This window comes from Gammaproteobacteria bacterium (assembly GCA_013214945.1).
Taxonomy (GTDB): domain Bacteria; phylum Pseudomonadota; class Gammaproteobacteria; order Enterobacterales; family Psychrobiaceae; genus Psychrobium.
Genome location: JABSRT010000017.1, coordinates 37,292 through 59,233, shown reverse-complemented (window position 1 = coordinate 59,233; position 21,942 = coordinate 37,292). Strand labels below are relative to the sequence as shown.

At 42.7% G+C, this 21,942-nt stretch carries 20 protein-coding genes; 12 read left to right on the top strand and 8 right to left on the bottom strand.

Annotation, left to right across the window (positions count from 1 at the left end; all coding sequences use genetic code 11):
* Window positions 1-136: 136 nt before the first annotated feature.
* A complete protein-coding gene (locus HRU23_13710; GenBank protein NRA55194.1) occupies window positions 137-310 on the bottom strand; it encodes an SEC-C domain-containing protein in 174 nt (57 codons plus the stop codon).
* A 378-nt stretch (window positions 311-688) separates the two neighbouring features.
* On the opposite strand from HRU23_13710, the gene HRU23_13705 reads away from it, so the two are divergent.
* The 4 genes from HRU23_13705 (at window position 689) to lhgO (ending at window position 4,813) form a co-directional block, all read left to right on the top strand.
* The gene (locus HRU23_13705; protein ID NRA55193.1) at window positions 689-2,251 is read left to right on the top strand and encodes a Na+/H+ antiporter NhaC family protein; all 1,563 of its coding nucleotides are present in this window, start codon (window positions 689-691) and stop codon (window positions 2,249-2,251) included.
* Window positions 2,252-2,572: 321 nt separating this feature from the next.
* Window positions 2,573-3,040 (top strand): M67 family metallopeptidase, encoded by a 468-nt coding sequence (locus HRU23_13700; protein ID NRA55192.1) that lies wholly within the window; start codon window positions 2,573-2,575, stop codon window positions 3,038-3,040.
* Window positions 3,041-3,077: 37 nt separating this feature from the next.
* Complete coding sequence (locus tag HRU23_13695; protein NRA55191.1) at window positions 3,078-3,506, top strand: VOC family protein; 429 nt, start codon at window positions 3,078-3,080, stop codon at window positions 3,504-3,506.
* A gap of 80 nt (window positions 3,507-3,586) precedes the next feature.
* The gene (gene lhgO / locus HRU23_13690) at window positions 3,587-4,813 is read left to right on the top strand and encodes an L-2-hydroxyglutarate oxidase (GenBank protein ID NRA55190.1); all 1,227 of its coding nucleotides are present in this window, start codon (window positions 3,587-3,589) and stop codon (window positions 4,811-4,813) included.
* 137 nt (window positions 4,814-4,950) lie between these two features.
* Here lhgO and thpR read toward each other — a convergent pair whose 3' ends face one another.
* From thpR to HRU23_13670, 4 genes are all read right to left on the bottom strand, one after another.
* Window positions 4,951-5,463: an RNA 2',3'-cyclic phosphodiesterase gene (thpR, locus tag HRU23_13685; protein ID NRA55189.1), complete on the bottom strand. Its 513-nt coding sequence runs from the start codon at window positions 5,461-5,463 to the stop codon at window positions 4,951-4,953.
* A 27-nt stretch (window positions 5,464-5,490) separates the two neighbouring features.
* Window positions 5,491-7,317: a DUF4105 domain-containing protein gene (locus tag HRU23_13680; protein NRA55188.1), complete on the bottom strand. Its 1,827-nt coding sequence runs from the start codon at window positions 7,315-7,317 to the stop codon at window positions 5,491-5,493.
* 158 nt (window positions 7,318-7,475) lie between these two features.
* The gene (locus HRU23_13675) at window positions 7,476-7,958 is read right to left on the bottom strand and encodes a DUF3015 domain-containing protein (protein NRA55187.1); all 483 of its coding nucleotides are present in this window, start codon (window positions 7,956-7,958) and stop codon (window positions 7,476-7,478) included.
* Between the two features lie 521 nt (window positions 7,959-8,479).
* Window positions 8,480-8,959 (bottom strand): YbaK/EbsC family protein, encoded by a 480-nt coding sequence (locus HRU23_13670; protein NRA55186.1) that lies wholly within the window; start codon window positions 8,957-8,959, stop codon window positions 8,480-8,482.
* A gap of 158 nt (window positions 8,960-9,117) precedes the next feature.
* Here HRU23_13670 and HRU23_13665 point away from each other — a divergent pair, with 158 nt between their 5' ends.
* The 6 genes from HRU23_13665 to HRU23_13640 all read left to right on the top strand — a co-directional run bounded on the left by HRU23_13665 (window position 9,118) and on the right by HRU23_13640 (window position 16,773).
* Window positions 9,118-10,488, top strand: a complete 1,371-nt coding sequence (locus tag HRU23_13665; GenBank protein NRA55185.1) for a nodulation protein NfeD — start codon at window positions 9,118-9,120, stop codon at window positions 10,486-10,488.
* A gap of 1 nt (window position 10,489) precedes the next feature.
* A complete protein-coding gene (locus tag HRU23_13660; protein ID NRA55184.1) occupies window positions 10,490-11,299 on the top strand; it encodes a slipin family protein in 810 nt (269 codons plus the stop codon).
* Window positions 11,300-11,500: 201 nt separating this feature from the next.
* Window positions 11,501-12,340 carry a nucleoside triphosphate pyrophosphohydrolase gene (mazG, locus tag HRU23_13655; GenBank protein NRA55183.1) on the top strand — a complete coding sequence of 280 codons (840 nt, stop codon included), beginning with the start codon at window positions 11,501-11,503 and terminating at the stop codon, window positions 12,338-12,340.
* Window positions 12,341-12,503: 163 nt separating this feature from the next.
* Window positions 12,504-14,132, top strand: coding sequence for a CTP synthase (locus HRU23_13650; protein ID NRA55182.1), 1,629 nt, complete (start codon window positions 12,504-12,506; stop codon window positions 14,130-14,132).
* 212 nt (window positions 14,133-14,344) lie between these two features.
* Complete coding sequence (gene eno, locus HRU23_13645) at window positions 14,345-15,637, top strand: phosphopyruvate hydratase (protein ID NRA55181.1); 1,293 nt, start codon at window positions 14,345-14,347, stop codon at window positions 15,635-15,637.
* A gap of 641 nt (window positions 15,638-16,278) precedes the next feature.
* On the top strand, window positions 16,279-16,773 hold the full coding sequence (locus tag HRU23_13640; protein ID NRA55180.1) for an OmpA family protein: 495 nt from the start codon (window positions 16,279-16,281) through the stop codon (window positions 16,771-16,773).
* Window positions 16,774-16,848: 75 nt separating this feature from the next.
* Here HRU23_13640 and queC read toward each other — a convergent pair whose 3' ends face one another.
* A complete protein-coding gene (gene queC, locus HRU23_13635; GenBank protein NRA55179.1) occupies window positions 16,849-17,511 on the bottom strand; it encodes a 7-cyano-7-deazaguanine synthase QueC in 663 nt (220 codons plus the stop codon).
* Window positions 17,512-17,577: 66 nt separating this feature from the next.
* Between queC and queE the strand changes: the two genes are divergently transcribed.
* Window positions 17,578-18,252, top strand: coding sequence for a 7-carboxy-7-deazaguanine synthase QueE (gene queE, locus HRU23_13630; GenBank protein ID NRA55178.1), 675 nt, complete (start codon window positions 17,578-17,580; stop codon window positions 18,250-18,252).
* A gap of 28 nt (window positions 18,253-18,280) precedes the next feature.
* Window positions 18,281-18,739 carry a GNAT family N-acetyltransferase gene (locus HRU23_13625; protein ID NRA55177.1) on the top strand — a complete coding sequence of 153 codons (459 nt, stop codon included), beginning with the start codon at window positions 18,281-18,283 and terminating at the stop codon, window positions 18,737-18,739.
* A 110-nt stretch (window positions 18,740-18,849) separates the two neighbouring features.
* Here HRU23_13625 and HRU23_13620 read toward each other — a convergent pair whose 3' ends face one another.
* Entirely contained in the window at window positions 18,850-19,920 is a 1,071-nt protein-coding gene (locus tag HRU23_13620; protein ID NRA55176.1) for a PLP-dependent cysteine synthase family protein, read from the bottom strand.
* A 191-nt stretch (window positions 19,921-20,111) separates the two neighbouring features.
* Window positions 20,112-21,755 carry a tetratricopeptide repeat protein gene (locus HRU23_13615; protein ID NRA55175.1) on the bottom strand — a complete coding sequence of 548 codons (1,644 nt, stop codon included), beginning with the start codon at window positions 21,753-21,755 and terminating at the stop codon, window positions 20,112-20,114.
* Window positions 21,756-21,942: the final 187 nt, after the last annotated feature.

Genomic DNA, 21,942 nt, shown 5'->3' with positions numbered 1-21,942 from the left:
TAAATAAATCAGCAGAAAAACATTAATTGATATCACCTAATCGGTCGTATCATGCGTAAGCGACAGTTACTGAGGTTGCCGCCTACGCTTTTTGCTATAAGCAATAGCTATGTTGTTTCTTTAATCGATCTTGAGGTTATTTACCGCAACACTTTTTGAATTTCTTTTCACTACCACATGAGCAAGGATCATTGCGGCCAACTTTGGCGCCGTCTCTGATTACCGGAGTTTGCGGTTCATGATGGTGATGACTGCAGCCGGGTCCGTGAACATGAGGCTCTTGATTAGGTGCTGTTTGTTGCGTGGTCATGACGATATTTTCCTTTATTTATGCAGGTGCTAAAACTTTGCTGCTTGGTCTGCACATTAGTTAACGATATAGCTCGGTAGTTAAGTCACATGATAGCTGATATTATCAAACGTCGATATTTTCTCAGCTATTTGAGAGCGGTGATTGTACTACAAACTCGATTCAAGATAAGCAGGTTTATTGACGTTTTCTGGGGAACTGACTAAATAATTTTCTGAGGGATCCGAGCCAATATGGCGATTTATTGAGTGAATAACCTGGCGGTAAGTTAATTTTTATTTTTAAACTGTGCACCAGATCAACCTCTCTTGTGTTGGGCTTGCTAAAATATGTGCTGGCGTTTATTGTCGCGCGATTATTTCTTTGAATCTGTACAATATGACATTAATTGATTTTGCAACATCGCCTTTATCGGTGCTGCCAGCGTTACTGGCGCTGACCTTAGCAGTGGTAACCCGAAAAGTATTACTCTCTTTAGGTTTTGGCGTTTTATTAGGCGCTTTATTATTGACAGATTTTGGGTTGGTTGACAGCGCAAGTTATGTATTTGATAAGGTGCGTGCGGTTGTCATCACCGAAGATGGCATCAACAGCTGGAATATGAGCATTGTCTCTTTCTTGTTATTATTGGGGATCATTACGGCACTCATTACATTGTCTGGTGGTACGCGCGCTTTTGCTAATTGGGCTTTAACCCGAATAAAAAGCAAGCGTGGCGCTTCTTTATTAGCGGCTGTATTAGGCGTATTTATCTTTATTGATGATTACTTCAATAGTTTAGCCGTTGGCGCAATTGCTCGTCCGGTTACCGATCGCCACAACATTTCTCGTTCAAAGCTGGCCTATATTCTTGACTCAACCGCAGCGCCAATGTGCATCTTAATGCCGTTGTCTAGTTGGGGCGCGTATATTATGACTATCATCAGCGGCATCTTAATTGGCCATGGTGTAACCGAATATTCGGCGTTGGGTGCATATGCAATGCTGATCCCAATGAACTTCTATGCAATATTTACATTGTTGATGGTCTTTGCGGTGATTTGGTTCAAACTTGATATTGGTTTGATGAAGCAACACGAATACCAAGCAGAGCTTAATGGCTTAGATAATACCGGTAAAACGGGTGCTGATTTAATCGATGAATACGGTATTGAAGAAAGTCCTAAAGGCAGCGTTTATAATCTGATCTTACCGATAGTTTCTCTGATCTTTGCGACATTATTTTTTATGTTGTATTCAGGTGGGCAAGCGCTGGCAGAAAAAAATATTGCGTTTAGCTTGATTGGCGGTTTTGAGAATACTGATGTTGGTTCATCGTTATGTTATGGCGCTTTGGTTGCTTTAGCGATGATCATGCTTTGTTTAATCCGCCAAAAAACAGCAGCAAGCTTGATTCTTCACGCCAGCTGGGTTGGTGCAAAATCGATGTTTGGTGCGATAATTATTTTATTCTTCGCGTGGACTATCGGTAGCGTGATCAGCGACATGCATACTGGCGCGTACTTATCATCTTTAGTGCAAGGCAATATCGACTTAGAGTGGTTACCAGTTATCTTATTTATTTTGGCTGGTATTATGGCATTTGCCACGGGCACCTCATGGGGCACGTTTGGTATTATGTTGCCGATTGCCGGAGATATGGCCGCAAATACCGATATTAGTTTAATGCTGCCGATGCTTAGTGCCGTTCTTGCTGGCAGTGTGTTTGGTGATCACTGTTCGCCAATTTCAGATACGACTATTTTGTCATCGACCGGTGCGCGCTGTGATCATATTGATCATGTTCGATCACAGCTACCATATGCATTAGCGACTGCCTTTATTTCGGTGATTGGTTTTATCGTTTTAGGCTTTACTGGTCAATTACTGATGGCGTTAGCTGTTACCTCTGCTGTTTTTGTGCTGATGCTTACCGCGATGAAAGCACTCGCTGCAAAATAATGCAGCGTTGAACTATTGACGTCGGCTTGCGACGTCAATAGTTTACTGTTTGATCCCCATCCCCATTCTTATCTCGAAATACCAAGCTCAAGCAGTTAGACACTGCAATTACCTTGTTAATATATCGAAGCCCGATCACCACAATAAATTAGGCAGCACTCGCTTGTTTTTTTGAGTTTGATTAAATTGTGTCCGGCGACTATTCTTGCTTTATTATATCGATACGTTGATTCAGATTTGTGTACTTATTTGTCGGTAGATAGGTAAATAGATAGCTAGATAGTATCGTGACTATTAGATTAGAATAGGGTTTGGTTTATTATGGCAATGTATATCACTGATGTTATTCGGTCCGACATGCTAAAACATGCACGCATCAGTTTTCCCAAAGAATGTTGTGGTTTCATTGTCGGCAGCACAGTGGCTGACGATCATCTTAATGGCAACTATCCTAATTCTAATAAACCTAATGATGTTAATGGCCGTTTTTACGTTGCATGTGAGCCGACTTTTACCCCCCATTGCCGCTGGCGATTTTCGGTTGATCCTCAACTGTTTCAGCAGGTTGCTGCAGAAGCTTTAGAACTCAATTTGCAGATTATTTGCGTCGTTCATTCTCACCCTAACCACTCCGATTTACCATCTGAGTTCGATCGTCAGCATGCGATAATTGGGCTCAATTATCTGATTATCTCGGTCTGCGATGGCCGTGTTCACAGTTATAATGCGTGGCAGTTACCCGATCCTAGCAGTATTTTTGTCGCGCAAGATATTATTCGACTTGAATAAAAAGCAGCGGCAGGTGCTGTACCGATAGGTGTTCTAAATGAAACCACAACTAACCCATATTGCTTTACATGTCAAAAATGTTGATTCTAGCGTGTTGTTTTATCAGGAATATTGCCAACTTGAGATCATTCACCGTCGTCACAATAGACACAGTGAGGTGATCTGGTTAGCTGAATTTGGCCGTGCTCAGGAATGGGTGTTGGTATTACTCGGTGGTGGCGAAAAACGCACCCAGTCATCGACTGATTTTGGACACCTTGGTTTTGCTGTTGCGACCAAAATCGAGGTAGACCAAATAGCGCTTATGGCTAAACAGCAGGGTATTTTGATATGGCCGCCAGTGCAGGAACCATTTCCGGTCGGTTATTATTGTGGGGTGGTCGATCCTAACGGTAACTATGTCGAATTTAGCTATGGTCAACCGCTTGGCCCTGGTGCAGAAATATCAATTGAACAGCTTAAGTAACCTTTAATTTAGGGGAAACTGACGATAAAACAGGATATTATCAGTGCTCGCATTAGGGGTTTAAAGGAGCTTATCGTTCAATGATCTACGATTATATTATTATTGGTGGCGGCATTGTCGGTATGGCTACCGCTTGGCAGCTGCAACAACGTTATCCTGATAAAAAGATTTTGTTATTAGAAAAAGAACAACAATTTTCACAACATCAAACAGGGCATAATAGTGGTGTGATCCACGCAGGAGTTTATTATGCCCCAGGCAGCCTCAAAGCCAAATTTTGCAAACAAGGCGTGGCGGCCACCATTGATTTTTGCGATCAATATCAGATCCCCTACGATCGTTGTGGCAAGTTATTGGTGGCAACGACTGCCGTTGAAGTTGAACGAATGCACGTATTATTTCTGCGTTGTCAGCAAAATGCTATTGCGGTTGAAATGCTTGACCAAGCCCAGTTAAAAGCCCGTGAACCTAATATTAGTGGGCTAGGTGCAATTTTTGTTAAAGATACTGCGATTGTTAATTATCAGCAAATTACCCGACAAATGGCGCAGTGTTTTAGTGACCTCGGTGGCGAAATCCGCCTTGGTCACCAAGTTATAGGCTTGCAAGAGCACCATGATAAAGTGGTGGTTGAGGCCAAACATACAGACATCGTATCTCGCTTTGAAACGCATTTTCTGATCACTTGTTCGGGCTTAATGGCCGATCGTGTCACCAAAATGCTTGGCATTAAAACTGATTTTCAAATTATTCCATTTCGTGGTGAATACTACCAATTGCCAGCAAAGTACAATCAGATCGTTAACCACCTAATTTATCCAATCCCTGATCCCGACTTACCTTTTCTCGGGGTGCATTTAACGCGGATGATTGATGGCCGGGTCACGGTTGGTCCAAATGCGGTGCAAGGGTGGAAGCGAGAGGGTTACGGACGATTTAATCTCAGCTTATACGATGTCTGGCAAATGTTTTGCTTTAGTGGTTTTTGGCGGGTGTTAAAAAATAATTTTAAAACCGGATTAATCGAGACTAAAAACTCACTCTATAAACCAGGTTACTTAAAATTAGTCCAAAAATATTGCCCCCGGTTGACGACGGCAGATCTAAAACCCTACCCAGCGGGTGTTAGAGCGCAAGCCGTGATGAGTGATGGCTCATTGGTGCATGACTTTTTGTTTGCCACTAGTGCCCGTAGTTTGCATGTTTGCAATGCGCCTTCACCTGCCGCGACATCGGCTATTCCAATTGGCCAATATATTTGTGACAAAGTCAGAACACAACAGGCTGATGTAAGCGAAAAAGAGTAAATCTAAACTGGCGATCGCTGCCAGTTAATCCCGTCGCGACATCGGCTATGCCAATTGGTCATTATATTTGTGACAAAGTCAGGATACCGCAAGTAGATATAAGTGTAAGGACTAAGCATAAATTTATGGTTGCTTGATTATCTGAGCGGCCACGACTTAATAATATGATATTGAACGCCCATTGGGCTGCTAACTGAATGATATAAATGTAACTGTTGCGGTTTTAACGTCAAAGTATTTATTGACGTTAAGCAAGGTAATGTTTTGGCTTTACGGATCAACGTGATGTGTGGACGGTACTTATGCGGGGCAGGATCTAAACCAAGACTTACCGCTATTGTTTCCAGATCATATACCAGCTGGCTTAATACACAATCTTGAGCAATGCCTGCGAAGCAGATTATTTTAGGTTTTTGCCATAACTCAAGCGTGGTTAAACTGACCGAAAATTGCGCCAACGGCAATTGACTTATCGCCATGGTAATTGCATGGCAAAGGTCATGGTCGCATTGGCCGAGATAAAACAGCGTCATATGTAAATTGGCTAACCTAGCAGGCCGACCTGTTGGCGCTAGTTGCTGTTGCAGTGCTGCTAGGGGCGCTACTTGGTCACTGTCAGGGCTAATCCCTAAAAATAGTCTTTTAGTCATGGTCGGCCCTTACTATGTAGATTGAGGTTAAAAATAATATAACGCAGTTAATTGCGCTTGTAATTGCGAGCTGCTCCATTGCTGATAATTGATTTGTGAACGCAGAGCCCAATCGACCCGTGGCGCCCAATGCCAAATGAGCTTGGTGATCGTATGATTATCATTAATACTGTTGAACAATATGCCGTGGTAAGCAGTGAACCCTAGCTTATGTTGGGGATTGAGTTGCCAAATAATGCCAGTTTCAGCCCCCAGCCCAGGTTCGGTGCTTTGGGTGATGCTGCCGCGATTAACTTCGGCAGAGCCAAGTAAATACCCGTGGATCTGACGAGGATCGCCCCATGACTTGCCATAACCTGCCTGAGCAAACCAGCGTCCGCTTTGTTTATTGACTGCAGGTTGACGGTCGAATCCGGCGCGAACATTCCATGACCAGCTATTAAATATTCTGTTGTGCGGAGCAAGCGACATCGCGTCGAGCAAATAGAGCTGCTCGAGCTTGCTGTCTCCTGTGTGATCAATGCTTAAGCGAGTATCTAGGAAGCTAATTTGAGCACCCGCAATAAATCCGCCAGCTCGGTCAAATAAATCATGGTAAGCCAGTCGCCAACTCAGGTCTAGCTCAGTAGACTGACCATCAACTTGACTGATGCCAACGCCAATTCTGGCCGAACCATGCCCTGTGTCTGGTGAATACAAGGGCTGAGTTGGCTCGGAGTAGGGTGATGCTACTTTTAGTAGACTACGCTGATATAATAAATTGGTCAGGCGTGGCGCAATCTCACGGCGAGCTAGACCTTGATCATAAAAATTGTAATTGAGCCATTCATAGCTCATTTCTAAAATGGCCGCTTGTTCGCTAATCGTAAATGAGTCTGGCACGGACCGATTATACTGTACGATATCTGCGCTGGCATTAAACTGTGCTGGATTAATCGACTGAGCATAATGAAGCAGTTTGGTACCAAGAGCAGGGCGATATTGGGGCGGATTAAGTAAGCCGTGCTGCTTTAGTACCGCTACTGTCTCTGATGGAATCGCTGAAAATTTAAAGGACGAGACCAAATCTAACTCTTCGCTGCCCAATTGCAGTAGCGCTAACAGCTGATAAGAGCAGTTTTCGTCAAGAAAATAATAATCGAATCTGGCGTCAACCAGTTCCCATAAATGTAGCAAAATACGTTGAACTTGCTCAGGGGAAAAGTTGAGTTGATATTCCCAAATATCACGCGATTCCAAATCGCTATATTCACGAACTTTTTGGTAGTAAGGCATCAGCGAAAAGGCGCCGGGGTATTGGCCGATCAATCCCTTGAACGCAAATAGTGCTGCGTTATCACTCTCATCAGGCGCGGCAGCAAAATTAACCGCAAAAGCGACTAATTCACGGTCACGATTCTGTCCATTGGCGTCAATTCGCAATAAGGTGTGACCAAACATCGATGATGGACTATTCATAAAAGCGGTAGGAAACACCAAAGTGATGCCTTTAGGATCGATAGTTTGGCGCCATTGCGATAATTTGGGACAGTTGAGCTGAGGCCAGTTGGTGTTTAGTTTTGATTTTAACCATTGATACCTTGCCGGATAACGACAAGCAATGTTGCTGCCATCTGAATGTTTAAAAGCAGCGATAGTAGCCACCAATTCAGCTTTGGGGTTGGTTTTTCCTTGCGCCGCAAGAAAAAAATCAGGATTGTCGATGGTGCTTTTCCAGCGAGTTTGAGTTGCCGGACCATAGTGTCCTAACTTGAGCCAATAGCCTTGATTGGCCAATTGGCTTACTTCAGTGGCGTTGGTCACATGAGCGATTACAACAAGAATCGTTAAAAAATAAAATTTAGTGTTTAGCATCGTATACAAAAAGGCCCCATAAGGAGCTCTTTATCAAAGGATTATAATAATATTCTTTAGCATATAGCTGTCATTTGTCAAAGCGAAGATTAATTACTGTCACTTTGACACGCATAAATTACCATTGCTAGTGAATATGTCCGGACGAACCGGATGGATTAAGCTAGGGTATAACTTGCAAGCTTAGAGTCTTGAGCAAGTAAGGCATTGAGGTTGTCAAATACTTGCTGCGAAGTGACGTTGCCAGTACTAAACACCTTAGCGAAGTTCGCTTGAGTGAACGCTGAAAAGGCCGCTTTATCTTGAGCTTTGATGCCCCATACTTCTGATAATGTTGCTAGTGTTTCGCCTTGGCCTTTCGCGATATCGCGCGCTAGGTTATCCATGTTGCCATCGATAAAAAGTGCAAGAGTTTCACGAGAAGTAATTGCGCCATCAGAAGAACAGCCTAACGTACCAAAAGTAATGCCAAACGTTTGATTACCAGAAGTTCCGTTGGTGGTTGCCCCTAGCACCTTTGGTGCTAAGCCGGTTTGTCCCTCAAAAGCCATTGAACCTAGACCACAACCAATATTTTGATCGGCCATTGCTTGAGACATCGGGATAAGCACTAAAGCAGCGGCTACGATTAATTTTTTCATTAATATTTCCTTGTGTTTTTGAACAGAGATAAAAAGTAAATTCACTTATTAAAGATTAAATCTAAGTAATATGTTGTCACCGCTAATCTCAAACCACCAGGTGTACCGTTAATCGATAGCAGCCAAGCATGCTTGTGATATCAAACATATTAATATTTAACTTAGCCGTTAAATTTAATGAAGCGAACCACAGATTTTAATTTGAACTGATTAGACACCATGGTGGCTTAACGACGAATGAATATACCAAAAAGATGACGCACCGAGCCATCAACCTAAGTAGCTGTTGTGCAATCGAATGCTAATAGCTATGTTGTACTACAGTGTTGCCATTTGAACAGCAAGTCGCCGTAAACCCATCGCTACTTCGGCGGACTTCGTTATGCCGCTGGCATCACGGTTCTACCTTCGTTCTGGGCTCTGGAACCGCATCTATGCTGCTCAAGATTATTTTTTAAATACCAACACTTTCAATCGATTATGCACATATCAACATCTAAGATGAACATAGCTAATGTTAATTAATGAACCATCTGGCTGCTAAAGCAATAATGCTTAGTATGGAGCATTAACTGGGCAAATTGTTGCTGGTTGAGGTGGATCAGGGTGCGATGATCGCCGCCCTCTAGGTAAACATCAGCTAGCTCGGTTAAGGTATCGTCGTATACGGCATTGATATGATAAGGCTGATTTAACGCCGGAATAGCGCCTTGATCGCAATCAGTAAACATTTTGTCGAGCTGCGATTGCTGGACCAAATGCAAACTCATATCGAGTTCAGTTTGTAATTTATGCAAACTTATTTTCCGATCGGCCGGTAATATCGCCATTAAATATCGACCTTGATGATCTTCTAAAATCACGGCTTTAGCGATGTTGGCGGCTGGGATTTTCGACGCGATAGCGGTGCTAATTGAGCTAGTGGAACTAATATGGCTAACGGTGTCGAAGCTGACTTGTTGCTGACTAAGGTACTCACCAACACGAATGGGAATGCTCATGGTTCTATCCTTTAATTAAAGGGAGAACCTAAAGTATATGCCTGATAGCAATTAATGCCAATAGCGATGTTTTGTTCGTCTTGCCAGCTAGAATAGCGGTTAGTAGTTGCTGGTTAAATGAGCTATAATGAGCGGGTAATTGCTGTTGGGTTGCGCTAATGTATCGAACGCTAATTAGAATATTCTTATTGGGTTGCCTGCTACTTAATGTTCTGGTGGTACGTGCCGAAGTCGAGACCGCCACTAAACCTGTGGTCATCGTTCCTGTGTTGTCAATTGACGGCGCGATTGGCCCGGCTGTTAGTGATTATTTATTGCGAGAAATCTCCGCGATAAACCTTCTGAATCAAACTCCTATTATTATCATCACGATCGACACCCCAGGCGGTTTAAGCTCAAGTTTACGTGATATTAATCAGGGTATTTTAAGTTCTAACATTCCAATTGTCTGTTTGGTTTACCCACAAGGTGCACGGGCCGCCAGCGCTGGCACCTACTTGCTTTATGCTTGCCATGTGGCAGCAATGGCAACCGCGACGACCCTCGGGGCTGCAACGCCGGTCATGATTGCGGGGCCATCTGCGGGTGCCAAAGAACAGCAGCCAAATGCCAAACCATCAGCCATGGAAAATAAAATACTAAATGATTCCATTGCTTATATACGTTCATTGGCACAATTGCGCCAGCGCAATGAAGAGTGGGCCGAATTGGCCGTGTCACAAGCCGCAACATTGACTGCTGCAGAAGCGTTAGATAAAAATGTCATCGACTTAATGGCCCAGTCACCAGAGCACTTGTTGAGTGCTTTGGCCAATCCAGCGTTAAAAATTAATCAAAACAAAGCTGCTTTGTCTCTCGCTGATGCCCAATTAGACTATCGTGATCCCGATTGGCGCAGTCAATTTATTGCAACCATTACTAACCCTAATATTGCCTACATCCTGATGTTAGTGGGGGTTTATGGTTTATTGCTCGAATTTTATAGCCCTGGTGTCGGAATTGCTGGAATAACCGGCGCTATTTCATTATTCATTGGCTTGTATGCATTTCAAATGCTGCCGCTTAATTACGCCGGTTTTGGTTTGTTATTGCTTGGCCTCACTTTGATGGTGGTTGAATCGATGGCCCCAAGTTTTGGGGTCTTTGGTATTGGAGGCTTGATAGCCTTTATTCTCGGCTCAATTTTTTTGATCGATACCGAGCTTCAGCAATTTCAGATTGCTATTGAACTGATTGTCGCCATAGCACTTGTTTCTGCTTTATTTATCGTGCTGTTGCTGGGAATGTTGTGGCGCTCCCGTCATAACGCGGTGGTCAGTGGCACCGAAGAAATTGTTGGAGCCTTGGCGCAGGTGACCGACGAATTTAATCAACAAGGATATGTCTTGTTAAATGGCGAACGTTGGGCAGCTTGCTGCGACGAACCGCTACAACCGGGGCAAATAGTGGTTGTTACAGCAATAGATGGCTTGCGCTTGCAAGTCTCTCAACGCCTGGCTAGCAGTAACAAAATGTCAGCAGGAGATTGAAATGAAAGGCTTTAATTTAGATACTGAGATGCTTATTACTGCGGCTTTAATTTTGCTGTTTCTAATCTTTATCTTTAGTGTTTTTAGGGTGTTAAGGGAATATGAACGCGGTGTGATTTTTCTATTAGGCCGGTTTCAACTAGTCAAAGGGCCTGGATTAATCATCGTGATCCCGATTATTCAGCAAATGGTGCGAGTAGACCTACGCACGGTGGTGATGGATGTGCCAAGTCAAGATGTGATAAGCCGTGACAATGTGTCGGTGCGAGTCAATGCGGTTATTTATTTTCGGGTCATTGATGCTCAAAAAGCGATTATCAATGTCGAAGACTTTCTGCAGGCGACGTCACAATTGGCGCAAACGACGCTGCGATCTGTATTAGGGCAACATGAACTTGATGAAATGTTAGCTAACCGCGATATACTTAATGCCGACATTCAAGCGATCCTTGATATTCGCACCGATGGCTGGGGCATTAAGGTATCTAATGTTGAGATAAAGCATGTCGATTTAAATGAAACAATGATCCGGGCGATAGCACGTCAAGCAGAAGCCGAACGAACAAGGCGAGCAAAGGTGATTCATGCCTCGGGAGAACTTGAAGCTTCAGCTAAATTGGTTGAAGCTGCGACCCAATTATCAACCCAACCCAATGCTATATTATTACGTTATTTACAGACCTTGACCGAAATTGCTGGCGAAAAAAATTCGACCATTTTATTTCCGATGCCAATGGATTTATTCAATGGCTTGCTTGGCAAGCCAGACCAGAAACAGAGCCCACATAAACCAACGGACGAAATAAGGTAATTAATCCTAATTTGGCCAATATGCTCTGGTTTGGATTCCCGCCATTTGTATTTTAAGTTTACACTGCACTTATGCTTACACTGCACTTATGCTTACGCTGCACTTTTGCTTTTTACATTGCACTTAAGTTTACATTGCACTATGTATGTCTGAGGCACTCACGTAAACTGGCCGCATCATCTTGCTAACGAAGAATTATACATGAGTGATTTCCAGACCGATCCAAGCCGCTATCAGATGGCTGACTTGCTAGATATTATGGCGCAATTACGTGATCCTCAAACGGGCTGTCCCTGGGATCTAAAGCAAGACTTCGGCTCGATTGTTAAACACACGATTGAGGAAGCCTATGAAGTAGCCGACGCTATCGAACGCAAAGCCTTTGATCAATTGCCTGGCGAATTGGGCGATTTACTGTTTCAGGTGATTTTTTATGCCCAGTTAGGCCAAGAGCAACAACGTTTCGATTTTAATGATGTCGTCAATAACATCTGTGCCAAACTGATTCGGCGTCATCCACATGTCTTTGGTTCTGGTACCTTTAGTAACGAGAGTCAGCTTAACGCGAATTGGGAAAATGAAAAAGCCAAAGAACGCGCGCAGCTTAGTGATAATCAACACATCAGTTTGCTTGATGATATACCGTCCAATATGCCTGCACTTAGTCGGGCGGCGAAAATTCAAAAGCGAGTAGCTCATCATGGTTTTGATTGGCCAACCTGGCACGGCTCAATGGACAAGATAAAAGAAGAGTTGCTCGAAGTAGAACAAGAACTGGTCGCCAAGCAAGTTGATCCGGTTAAAGTGAATGAAGAGCTCGGCGACTTGTTATTTGCAGTCGTTAACTTGGTTCGCTCACAGCACGTTGACCCCGAACAAGCGTTGCGTAATGCCAATATAAAGTTTGAGCGACGCTTTCGTGGCGTTGAGCAATTGTTGCAGCAACAGGATCTAACTACCGAGCAAGCGTCATTGACTCAAATGGATCAAATGTGGGATCAAGTTAAGGCGCAGGAAAAAATGTCGAAAACTTGTGATTAACCCAGTTTTTCAATTGTTCTAAATCGCGTTTTTTGATAGAATACTCTCCCGTCCTAGTACTTCAATATCTTTTGTTTTTACAATCTCATTGTTTAAGCTAAGCGCAAGCTATTTAGTGAAGTTACTTACTCAAATTCTCAACATTCGGATCTTCAGGTTAAACATGACAACGAAATATATTTTTGTGACGGGCGGAGTTGTATCTTCGCTAGGTAAAGGTATTGCTGCCGCATCATTGGCTGCCATTTTAGAAGCACGTGGCTTAAAAGTTACCATGATGAAGTTAGACCCATACATTAACGTTGACCCGGGCACGATGAGCCCGATTCAACACGGTGAAGTTTTCGTGACCGAAGATGGCGCCGAGACCGATCTAGATCTTGGTCACTATGAGCGTTTCATTCGCACCAAGATGACTAAAGGCAACAACTTTACGACTGGCCGTATTTATGAAGAAGTACTTCGTAAAGAACGCCGTGGTGATTACCTAGGTGCAACTATTCAGGTTATTCCTCATATCACTAATGCGATGAAAGATCGTATTGTTGCTGGTTGTAAAGGCGTCGACATTGCTATTGTTGAATTAGGCGGAACGGTTGGTGATATCGAATCACAACCATTTATTGAAGCCATTCGTCAATTAGGTGTTGAAGTTGGACGTGATCATGCGATGTTTATGCACCTGACACTAGTACCATACTTAAAAGCATCTGGTGAAGTGAAAACTAAGCCAACTCAGCATTCAGTTAAAGAATTACGTTCGATTGGTGTTCAGCCTGACATTTTGGTTTGTCGTTCAGAAGTTGGCATTCCTGCACATGAACGTTCAAAGATTTCATTATTTACTAACGTGACTGAAAAAGCGGTTATTTCACTGCCAGACATGGACAGTATCTATAAAATCCCTGCGCTATTAAAAGCGCAAGGCCTAGACAAGTTGGTGATTGAGCGTTTTGGCATTGAATGCCCTGAAGCTGATTTAAAAGAATGGGAGCAAGTTGTTTCTGAAGAAGCCAATGCGACTGGTCTGGTCAATATTGCAATGGTCGGTAAATATATTCAATTACCTGATGCTTATAAGTCGGTTAATGAAGCATTAAAACATGCGGGATTGAAAAATGGCGTTAATGTAAAAATTAACTACGTTGACTCGCAAGATCTTGAGTCTAAAGGCACCGACATTCTAAAAGACATGGACGGTATTTTAGTTCCTGGTGGTTTTGGTGATCGCGGGATCGAAGGTAAAATATTAGCGGCTAAATTCGCCCGTGAAAACGATGTGCCTTATTTAGGTATTTGTTTAGGCATGCAAGTGGCGTTAATTGAGTATGCTCGAAATGTTGCCTTGTTGGAAAATGCGAACAGCACCGAATTTAACAAAGAAACAGAACATCCAGTCGTTGGTTTAATCACTGAATGGTTAGACGAAGATGGTCAGGTTGAACAACGTGATACTAAATCTGATCTTGGTGGAACCATGCGAGTAGGTGCTCAACTTTGTCACCTTGAAGAAGGTTCTAAAGTTGCCCAAGTATACGGTGCAACAACGTGTATGGAACGTCATCGTCATCGCTTTGAAGTAAACAATAACTACGTTGAAAAACTTAAAGCTGCAGGGTTAAGCTTCACCGGTTTGTCAGCAGACAAAAAACTGGTCGAGATTATTGAGCTCAAAGATCACCGTTGGTTTGTTGCCGGTCAATTCCATCCGGAATTCACCTCAACCCCGCGCGATGGTCATCCGCTATTTGAAGGTTTTGTTGCAGCAGCAACTCAATACCAACAAGATTAATACCTTAAACCGCTTTCGAGCGGTTTTTTATTATGTGATGAATTTCCCAAAGCAACATTTTTAGGTGTATCATGACAAATAGTTGTTGTGAAACCATCAGTTATACCAATTGCACTAAAGAGATGATCATTTATCCTCGCTATAAATATTGATCGCTTAATTAATACAACGGGTATTATTATTTTTATTATTGATATCAAAGAGAATATAAAATGTCTAAGATTGTTAAAGTTATAGGTCGTGAAATTATGGATTCACGCGGCAACCCAACGGTTGAAGCTGAAATTCATCTTGAGTCTGGTGCTATTGGTATTTGTTGTGCACCGTCAGGGGCATCAACAGGTTCTCGTGAAGCATTAGAATTACGTGATGGTGACAAAGGCCGTTATTTAGGCAAAGGGGTGTTAAAAGCTGTTTCTGCGGTTAATGGACCAATTAGCGAAGCTATTTTAGGTAAAGACGCTAACGCTCAAGCCGAACTTGATCAACTAATGATTAAATTAGATGGCACCGAAAACAAAGCAACCTTTGGCGCTAATGCAATTTTGGCCGTTTCTTTGGCTGCAGCCCGTGCTGCCGCTTCAGACAAGCGTATTCCTTTGTATCAACACATCAGCGAACTTAATGGTTCTGCCGGTATATACTCAATGCCATTACCAATGATGAACATCATTAATGGTGGTGAGCACGCAGACAACAACGTCGACATTCAAGAATTTATGATCCAGCCTGTTGGCGCTAAAACGTTCACCGAAGGGTTACGGATGGGCGCTGAAGTATTCCATACCTTGAAAAAAGTATTAAGTGGTAAGGGTTACAATACTGCGGTTGGTGATGAAGGCGGATTTGCACCAGATCTTGGTTCGAACGCTGAAGCACTAGCGGTAATCAAAGAAGCGGTTGCTTTGGCAGGTTACGAGCTAGGCAAAGATATTACCTTAGCGCTTGATTGTGCTGCGTCAGAATTTTACCAAGACGGTCAATATCACCTTAAAGGTGATGACAAGGTGTTTTCTGCAGAAGAGTTTGGTGATTACCTTAAAGATTTATCTGAGCAATACCCAATTGTTTCAATTGAAGATGGCTTAGACGAAAGCGATTGGGATGGCTGGGCGAGCTTAACCGCAAAATTAGGTGATAAAGTGCAGCTGGTGGGTGACGATTTATTTGTTACTAATACTAAGATTTTAACTCGTGGTATTGAAAATGGGATTGCTAACTCAATCTTAATTAAATACAACCAAATTGGTACGCTTACCGAAACGCTTGAAGCAATAAAAATGGCGAAAGATGCTGGTTTTACCGTGGTTATTTCACATCGCTCTGGTGAAACAGAAGATACCTTTATTGCTGATTTAGCGGTTGGCACGGCAGCGGGCCAAATTAAAACAGGTTCACTAAGTCGTAGTGATCGTGTTGCTAAATATAACCAGCTAATTCGCATTGAAGAAGCACTAGGTAGCAATGCACCTTATAATGGTTTATCAGAAGTTAAAGGTCAGTAACGTTTAACTATCACGATAAAAAGCCAGCATTTATGCTGGCTTTTTTGTTTTTTGGCATCGGACATGGCGTATCAGCGACAACTGGTTCTGTATTAGTCCCAATTGTATTGGCTCTGTTGTACTAAAGAGTTGCCATTTGAACAGCAAGTCGCCGTAAATCCTTCCATGGAGGCTCTGGCGCAGCATCCATGCTGCACAAGCTTGCTTTATCAAACACCAACACTTTCAATGTATTGCGAAGCTAGCTACATTTAAAGTGAACAGAGCCAATTGTATTAAAGGTATGATCTTGTTGTGCACAGGGGGAATTAGCAAGAACAAGGCGCTTGAATGACCAATAGCTGGCTATTGGGATTGAGAGGTACGCAGTTGCCTACAGGACGTAGGTAAGGGGCGCGAGCAGGACGCGGTAGCCTTATTGTTGATTTAAACTAGCACAAGAGGTCAATTATTAAATGCAATTAATGGTATTAGTACGTAGAAAAATAAAGCAAAGAAATAATTGTTAATTTTAATAAGTGAAATAGGTCAATTAACCGGCAGAAATGGTATTGTTATCACAATAAAAACAAATAGTTGTGGTAGTGGATTTGATGAGAGTAATACTGGTAATTTTACTGATCTGTAGCAGTGGTATGTCAATGAGCTTATGGGCAAATGAATTAGCTGATGATGACCGTGATGGTGTGATAAATGCCCGCGATAAATGTCCACAGACCAAATTAGCGCTCAAAGTTGATAGCATGGGGTGCCAACAAGTGGTGATGAAAGTAAAACGGATCTTACTGAATATACCGTTTAAATCAGGCTCTGCCTATATTCATCCACGATACAATAAAACAATAGAAGTAGTTGCTAAACAACTCAATCGTTATCCGTTAGCCCGCTTGAGCTTAATCGGCCATACCAGTACCAGAGGTTTAAAAGATGCCAACCAAATGATGGCAATGGCTCGAGCTCAACGAGTTGCGTCTGTCTTAATAGAGCAATATAACATTGCTGTTACCCGAATAAGCCTTGAAAGTGCAAGTGCACAATCAGCGCTAAGCAGCTCTAAGGTCGAACTCGCCGAGCGCCGTGTAGTAGCCTACATTAGCCGTCACCAGATAATCAGTCACCATGATTATATCAATTGAGCGTGGCAGGCTTTATTTAAAGAGTCGCTTTGCTAATTAATACTGACGCTATCTGGTATGACAAAATAGCCGGTATTATTCGTAGCTAAGTGGGTCAGATAAATCATTGGCGCTAAAGGCTTCAAGACGCTCAACACAAGAACCACAAACACCACAGGCTTTTTCACGGCCGTTATAACAAGTCCAAGACTTGCCATAATCAAGACCCATGCGCAGGCCATCGGCTAATATTTCTATTTTGTTATTGGCAATATAAGGCGACACGATATCGACTGGCTCATAGTTAGCAATTTGCGAGACTTCATTCATCTTATGCACAAACTCAGGACGACAATCGGGGTAAATGGCGTGATCGCCACTGTGCGCGCCGTAATAGACGGCATTGGCGTCGATTGATACTGCATAGGCAATAGCCATCGATAGCAAGACCATGTTGCGGTTTGGCACCACGGTCGATTTCATGCTGTCTTCTTCGTAATGGCCTTGTGGAATATCGAGGTCGCTGTCAACCGTGAGCGACGAGCCGGTCATTAGTTGATTAATAGCACTAATATCAACGACTTTGTGCGGTACGGCGAGCTCTTGACAAACCCGCGCAGCATAGTCAATTTCTTTGCTATGGCGTTGGCCGTAGTTGAAGGTTAAAGGATAAACATCTTTGCCTTGTTCAATGGCTTTATGAAGTACGGTAAATGAGTCCATTCCACCAGAATAGATGACGACGACTTTTTGTTTCATGTTGCTTGTCCAAGGGCTATATACGTATAATACGCGCCAGTTTACGCGAACTTTAAGCAAATGAGTATGACCAAGCTACCACTAAATGAAATATTTGAATCAATTCAAGGGGAAGGCTCTTTTACCGGCGCACCCTCAATCTTTGTCAGATTACAAGGCTGTCCAGTGGGCTGCGCCTGGTGTGATACCAAACATAGCTGGTATTTAAAACCAGAGGATAAAACCACCTTTGAAACCGTCGTCGCAAAAGGCGGTGATGGTGATAGCTGGTGTGACGTTGAAATTGATCACTTAGTGACTCATTTACTGACTTACCAGGCGCGACATATTGTATTAACTGGCGGCGAGCCATGTTTATATGATTTGGTTGAGCTAACGACCAAGTTGATTAGCAGTGGCTTTAGCTGTCAAATTGAAACGTCGGGCACCTTTGAAATTAAAGTTGCTGCGAGCTGTCATGTTACGGTGTCGCCTAAGGTTGCGATGAAAGGGGGCTTTAAAATTTTAGACAGCGCGTTAGTTCGTGCCAATGAAATTAAACACCCAGTGGCAATGCAGCGCCATATTGATGAGCTTGATGCGCTGTTAGCACGACTAAGCCCTGAACAGTTAGCCGCTAAAAAAGTTTACCTGCAGCCGATTAGTCAGCAAAACCGAGCCACTAAACTGGCGATCGATACGTGTATTGCCCGTAATTGGTGGTTGTCGATTCAAACCCACAAATATTTAGATATTCAGTAATCATTAGATCTAAGTTGAGAGCGAATCGATGAAACTACTGGCCGTTACCACGGACCACCAAAAACAATTGATGAGTTGGTTTGAAAATCAGCAACAAATTATTGATTGGGCTGGGCCAGACTTTCGTTACCCGTTTGAGAAGGACTCATTCGCTCAAAATCTGATGCTCGATGCGCGGCCATCGTTTGCATTAATCGCTGATGACTCAAGCATGGTTGCGTTTGGTCAATATTATCAGCGGTTAGGTAAGTGTCATTTGGCTCGGTTAGTGGTTAAACCTTCGGCGCGTGGTCAGGGAATTGTTACTCAGCTGTTAACTCGTTTATGCGCGAGAGGGCTAAAAGAGTTGGCGCTAACCGACTGTTCGTTATTTGTGATGGCACATAACAATAAAGCAATTAACGCTTATTTGGCGGCTGGTTTTATTATTGAGCCTTATCCGTTGACGTTGCCGTCAGAACAGTGTCTTTATTTAGTGAAGACGTAAACTGTGCCCAGTAGTAAAAATTATCGGTCAATTTAACCGAGCAAGAGTGAGTTATTGCTCGGCTAGGGTTTATTACTGGGCTTGTAAAGTACCAGCTGCAGTGTGGCGAGTTATGCTATCTCAGACCACTGTCCGGTGGCCCAAAACGTTTCTAGTTGAACCAAATAAGGTTCGACGTCAATATTGTGCTTAGCGCGCCAAGCTTGGTTGTAATAACTGTGCTGATAACGCGAGCCATCATCGCAAATCAGCGTGACAATAGAGCCTGTTTGCTGTTGTTGCTGCATTTGCCGTAGCAAATGAATTACCCCGTAAAAATTGGTGCCGGTTGAGCCGCCACATTGACGCCCCAGCACTTTCTCCAGAAATAGCACCGCGGCGACCGAAGCGGCATCTGGTACTTTTTGCATCGTATCAATGACACCAGGCACAAAAGACAGCTCGACTTGCGGTCGACCAATACCTTCAATTTTAGAACTTGAATTAATGGTGAAAGAGGGATCTTTGTTGATGAAACCATCATAAAAAGCCGAATTTTCAGGATCAACAACATGCAGTTTAGTCGTGAGTTGGTTATAACGGATATAACGGCCAATGGTCGCACTTGTACCACCAGTGCCTGCGCCGGTAACAATCCACGTTGGCTCAGGGTGCTGTTCTTTGGCCAGTTGCTCAAAGATACTTTCGGCAATATTGTTATTGCTACGCCAATCGGTGGCTCGTTCGGCATAGGTAAATTGATCCATAAAATGACCGTTGGTTTCGCGCGCTAACCGGTGAGATTCTTGATATAAAGTGCTCGGGTCATCGACCAAATGACATTGACCGCCATAAAAGTTTATCTTTTTAATTTTTTCTTGTGAGGTTGTCGCAGGCATTACGGCAATAAAAGGCAAGCCGAGTAACCGCGCAAAATAGGCTTCTGACACCGCAGTACTACCTGATGAAGCTTCAATTATTGTGGTGTTTTTATTGATCCAACCATTACATAAGCCATATAAAAATAATGAACGTGCCAATCTATGTTTAAGGCTGCCAGTAGGATGAGTCGATTCATCTTTAATATATAAGGCAATATCAGCAAAGGCGGGAACATCAATTTTAAGTAAGTGAGTATCGGCACTGCGATGAAAATCAGATTCTATTTTTGCGACGGCTTGGTTTACCCAGGTTCTGCTCATGCTTAGCTCTATATTCCAAAAAGGAATAATGATATAACAATAAGGAATGAAAGGCGAGGGTTAATTAAGCTGATTTGTCCGGTTACGGCTCGATAATAGTGAGCTGTAGAGCGCACGTGATTGATAACTCGGTTAAGAAATTATTTTATCATTTCTTAACCGAGTTACTCCGACTTATTCGTTATTAGTTATTACTTTTTCTGGCGACGAAGTATTTCGTCGTATTCCCGTTTTATTTTAGTGTAGCGTTTTGCATGGGCATTCGTGAGGCGAACACCATTAAGCAGTCTTAAAGTTTCCTTACACTGCGGTAATATTGGCTTGATATGTTTTTTATGATCTTGCATTAATCGAGTTTGAACTTGAAATAAATTGAGTGCTGCACCTGAATTGACTGGTGATAGAGTAATAGCCTGCTCGAATAATTCGAGTGCTGCTAGGTTATTGCTATTGGTATAAGCTTCGATACCAGCTTTGGTTATTTTATTAAACTCTCGATGACGTTTAGCACTGTCTTCATCGGTGAGTTTGGCATTAATCTGGGCGATAACTTTAGCATCATCGGTCAGTTGGGCGGCGAACTTTTTCGCCAGATCAATTTCGTCAATATGAATCAGCGTAAGGCAGGCATCAGGGGCGAGTTCATTGGGTAATTCCCATTGATCATTTTCATCGCAAAAAGAGTGAATAGCTTCCATCAAGGTTTTCTTTGCTTTTAGTTTTTCACCTTTAGCAGCCTGTAATTGTGCTTGCAGCACTCCTTCAAGACAGCTGTATGAATAGGGAAGATTACGACCCTCTTCGGTTTTAGCGCGTTGTAACGTAATATTTAATTCATTTTGAAGCTTGGTAATATCATTTTTTTCTTCACAATTTTCAACAACGTCGATAATGCTTCTCGCGTAATTTGATAAGTTTGAGGTGCCAGCATGCACAGAGCGGCGACTAAGTTGCAGTAATTTGCCATAGCTGTCTTTTACCAAGCTTAAATCACCATTAATGGTAGCGACATCAACCATCTGTCGGTGTCGTTTCATCGAGTGAGGGGAAATATCAATGCTGCGTTTTAACGTTGTTTGAGCGTCAGGGGTATTGCCTGCGGCTAATTGTACTTGAGCTAATAAGTCGAGTGCTTCAACGTTGGTTGATTGTTTGCTCAGGATGGTGGTTAAGATCTGCTTTGCTTGATCGCACCGATTAAAGCCTAAATGGACCCGAGCCATATTAATTTTCGCCCATTGCAGGTCTCGTTCTTTTAGCACGGAGTTTAAAATAACCTCGGCTTCTTCAAATTGACCTTCATGGCACATGAAACCTGTCATCATTTCTAAACAAAAAGCGCTATAGCGATTTTTTTCTTTGATTAAGCTTTTGCAGGCAGCTATCGCGTGAAGGTAGTCACCTTTTTGTAGGCAATAATAAATTGGACTCATAGCATGACGTTTTGACCAAGCTTTTTGCAAACGGTTATCAAGTAAGCGCTGGGAAAATGGCTTAATAATATAATCATCGGGTTGCATTTCCATTGTGCCTAATACAGCAGCACGACTGGTTTCACCCGATATTATAATAAATAAGGCATCGGGTTTGATAAGCTTAAGCGTTCTAATTTCTTCAAGTAATTGGCGACCATTTTTATTGGCGCCTAAATTATATTCAACTAATAAAATATTGAAATTTTCAGCCCGGCACATTCGTACTGCAGCCTCGCCAGTTTCAGCAAAGCTCAGTTTTTTAACCCCAAAATTAGCTAAAATCCCTTTCATCATCATATGAAAAGGACGTTGGGGGTCGACTAATAAAAATTTCAGCTGATCGTACGGGATTTTTTCCATCAACAATAATAAGATCCGATTGTTATTAACTTTATAAAACTTAACATATAGTAGAGATTTATAAAGGGCTTATTGTTATTTCTTGATTAAGATGACGAATACTTTCGATGATTGTGACGCTGATTAAAAAGATTGTCGGCACAGCATGCGAAAATTGCTAAATTATCAACAAATATCACATTGTGCG

What these genes read in the sequence shown, in the direction of transcription:
- HRU23_13660 (NRA55184.1), top strand. Translation starts at nt 10,490, where the DNA reads ATGAAAGGCTTTAATTTAGATACTGAGATGCTTATTACTGCGGCTTTA.
- HRU23_13675 (NRA55187.1), bottom strand. Translation starts at nt 7,958, where the DNA reads ATGAAAAAATTAATCGTAGCCGCTGCTTTAGTGCTTATCCCGATGTCT.
- HRU23_13640 (NRA55180.1), top strand. Translation starts at nt 16,279, where the DNA reads ATGAGCTTATGGGCAAATGAATTAGCTGATGATGACCGTGATGGTGTG.
- HRU23_13625 (NRA55177.1), top strand. Translation starts at nt 18,281, where the DNA reads ATGAAACTACTGGCCGTTACCACGGACCACCAAAAACAATTGATGAGT.
- HRU23_13695 (NRA55191.1), top strand. Translation starts at nt 3,078, where the DNA reads ATGAAACCACAACTAACCCATATTGCTTTACATGTCAAAAATGTTGAT.
- queE (NRA55178.1), top strand. Translation starts at nt 17,578, where the DNA reads ATGACCAAGCTACCACTAAATGAAATATTTGAATCAATTCAAGGGGAA.
- HRU23_13615 (NRA55175.1), bottom strand. Translation starts at nt 21,755, where the DNA reads ATGGAAAAAATCCCGTACGATCAGCTGAAATTTTTATTAGTCGACCCC.
- mazG (NRA55183.1), top strand. Translation starts at nt 11,501, where the DNA reads ATGAGTGATTTCCAGACCGATCCAAGCCGCTATCAGATGGCTGACTTG.
- HRU23_13670 (NRA55186.1), bottom strand. Translation starts at nt 8,959, where the DNA reads ATGAGCATTCCCATTCGTGTTGGTGAGTACCTTAGTCAGCAACAAGTC.
- HRU23_13705 (NRA55193.1), top strand. Translation starts at nt 689, where the DNA reads ATGACATTAATTGATTTTGCAACATCGCCTTTATCGGTGCTGCCAGCG.
- HRU23_13665 (NRA55185.1), top strand. Translation starts at nt 9,118, where the DNA reads ATGTATCGAACGCTAATTAGAATATTCTTATTGGGTTGCCTGCTACTT.
- HRU23_13710 (NRA55194.1), bottom strand. Translation starts at nt 310, where the DNA reads ATGACCACGCAACAAACAGCACCTAATCAAGAGCCTCATGTTCACGGA.
- HRU23_13700 (NRA55192.1), top strand. Translation starts at nt 2,573, where the DNA reads ATGGCAATGTATATCACTGATGTTATTCGGTCCGACATGCTAAAACAT.
- queC (NRA55179.1), bottom strand. Translation starts at nt 17,511, where the DNA reads ATGAAACAAAAAGTCGTCGTCATCTATTCTGGTGGAATGGACTCATTT.
- eno (NRA55181.1), top strand. Translation starts at nt 14,345, where the DNA reads ATGTCTAAGATTGTTAAAGTTATAGGTCGTGAAATTATGGATTCACGC.
- HRU23_13680 (NRA55188.1), bottom strand. Translation starts at nt 7,317, where the DNA reads ATGCTAAACACTAAATTTTATTTTTTAACGATTCTTGTTGTAATCGCT.
- thpR (NRA55189.1), bottom strand. Translation starts at nt 5,463, where the DNA reads ATGACTAAAAGACTATTTTTAGGGATTAGCCCTGACAGTGACCAAGTA.
- HRU23_13620 (NRA55176.1), bottom strand. Translation starts at nt 19,920, where the DNA reads ATGAGCAGAACCTGGGTAAACCAAGCCGTCGCAAAAATAGAATCTGAT.
- HRU23_13650 (NRA55182.1), top strand. Translation starts at nt 12,504, where the DNA reads ATGACAACGAAATATATTTTTGTGACGGGCGGAGTTGTATCTTCGCTA.
- lhgO (NRA55190.1), top strand. Translation starts at nt 3,587, where the DNA reads ATGATCTACGATTATATTATTATTGGTGGCGGCATTGTCGGTATGGCT.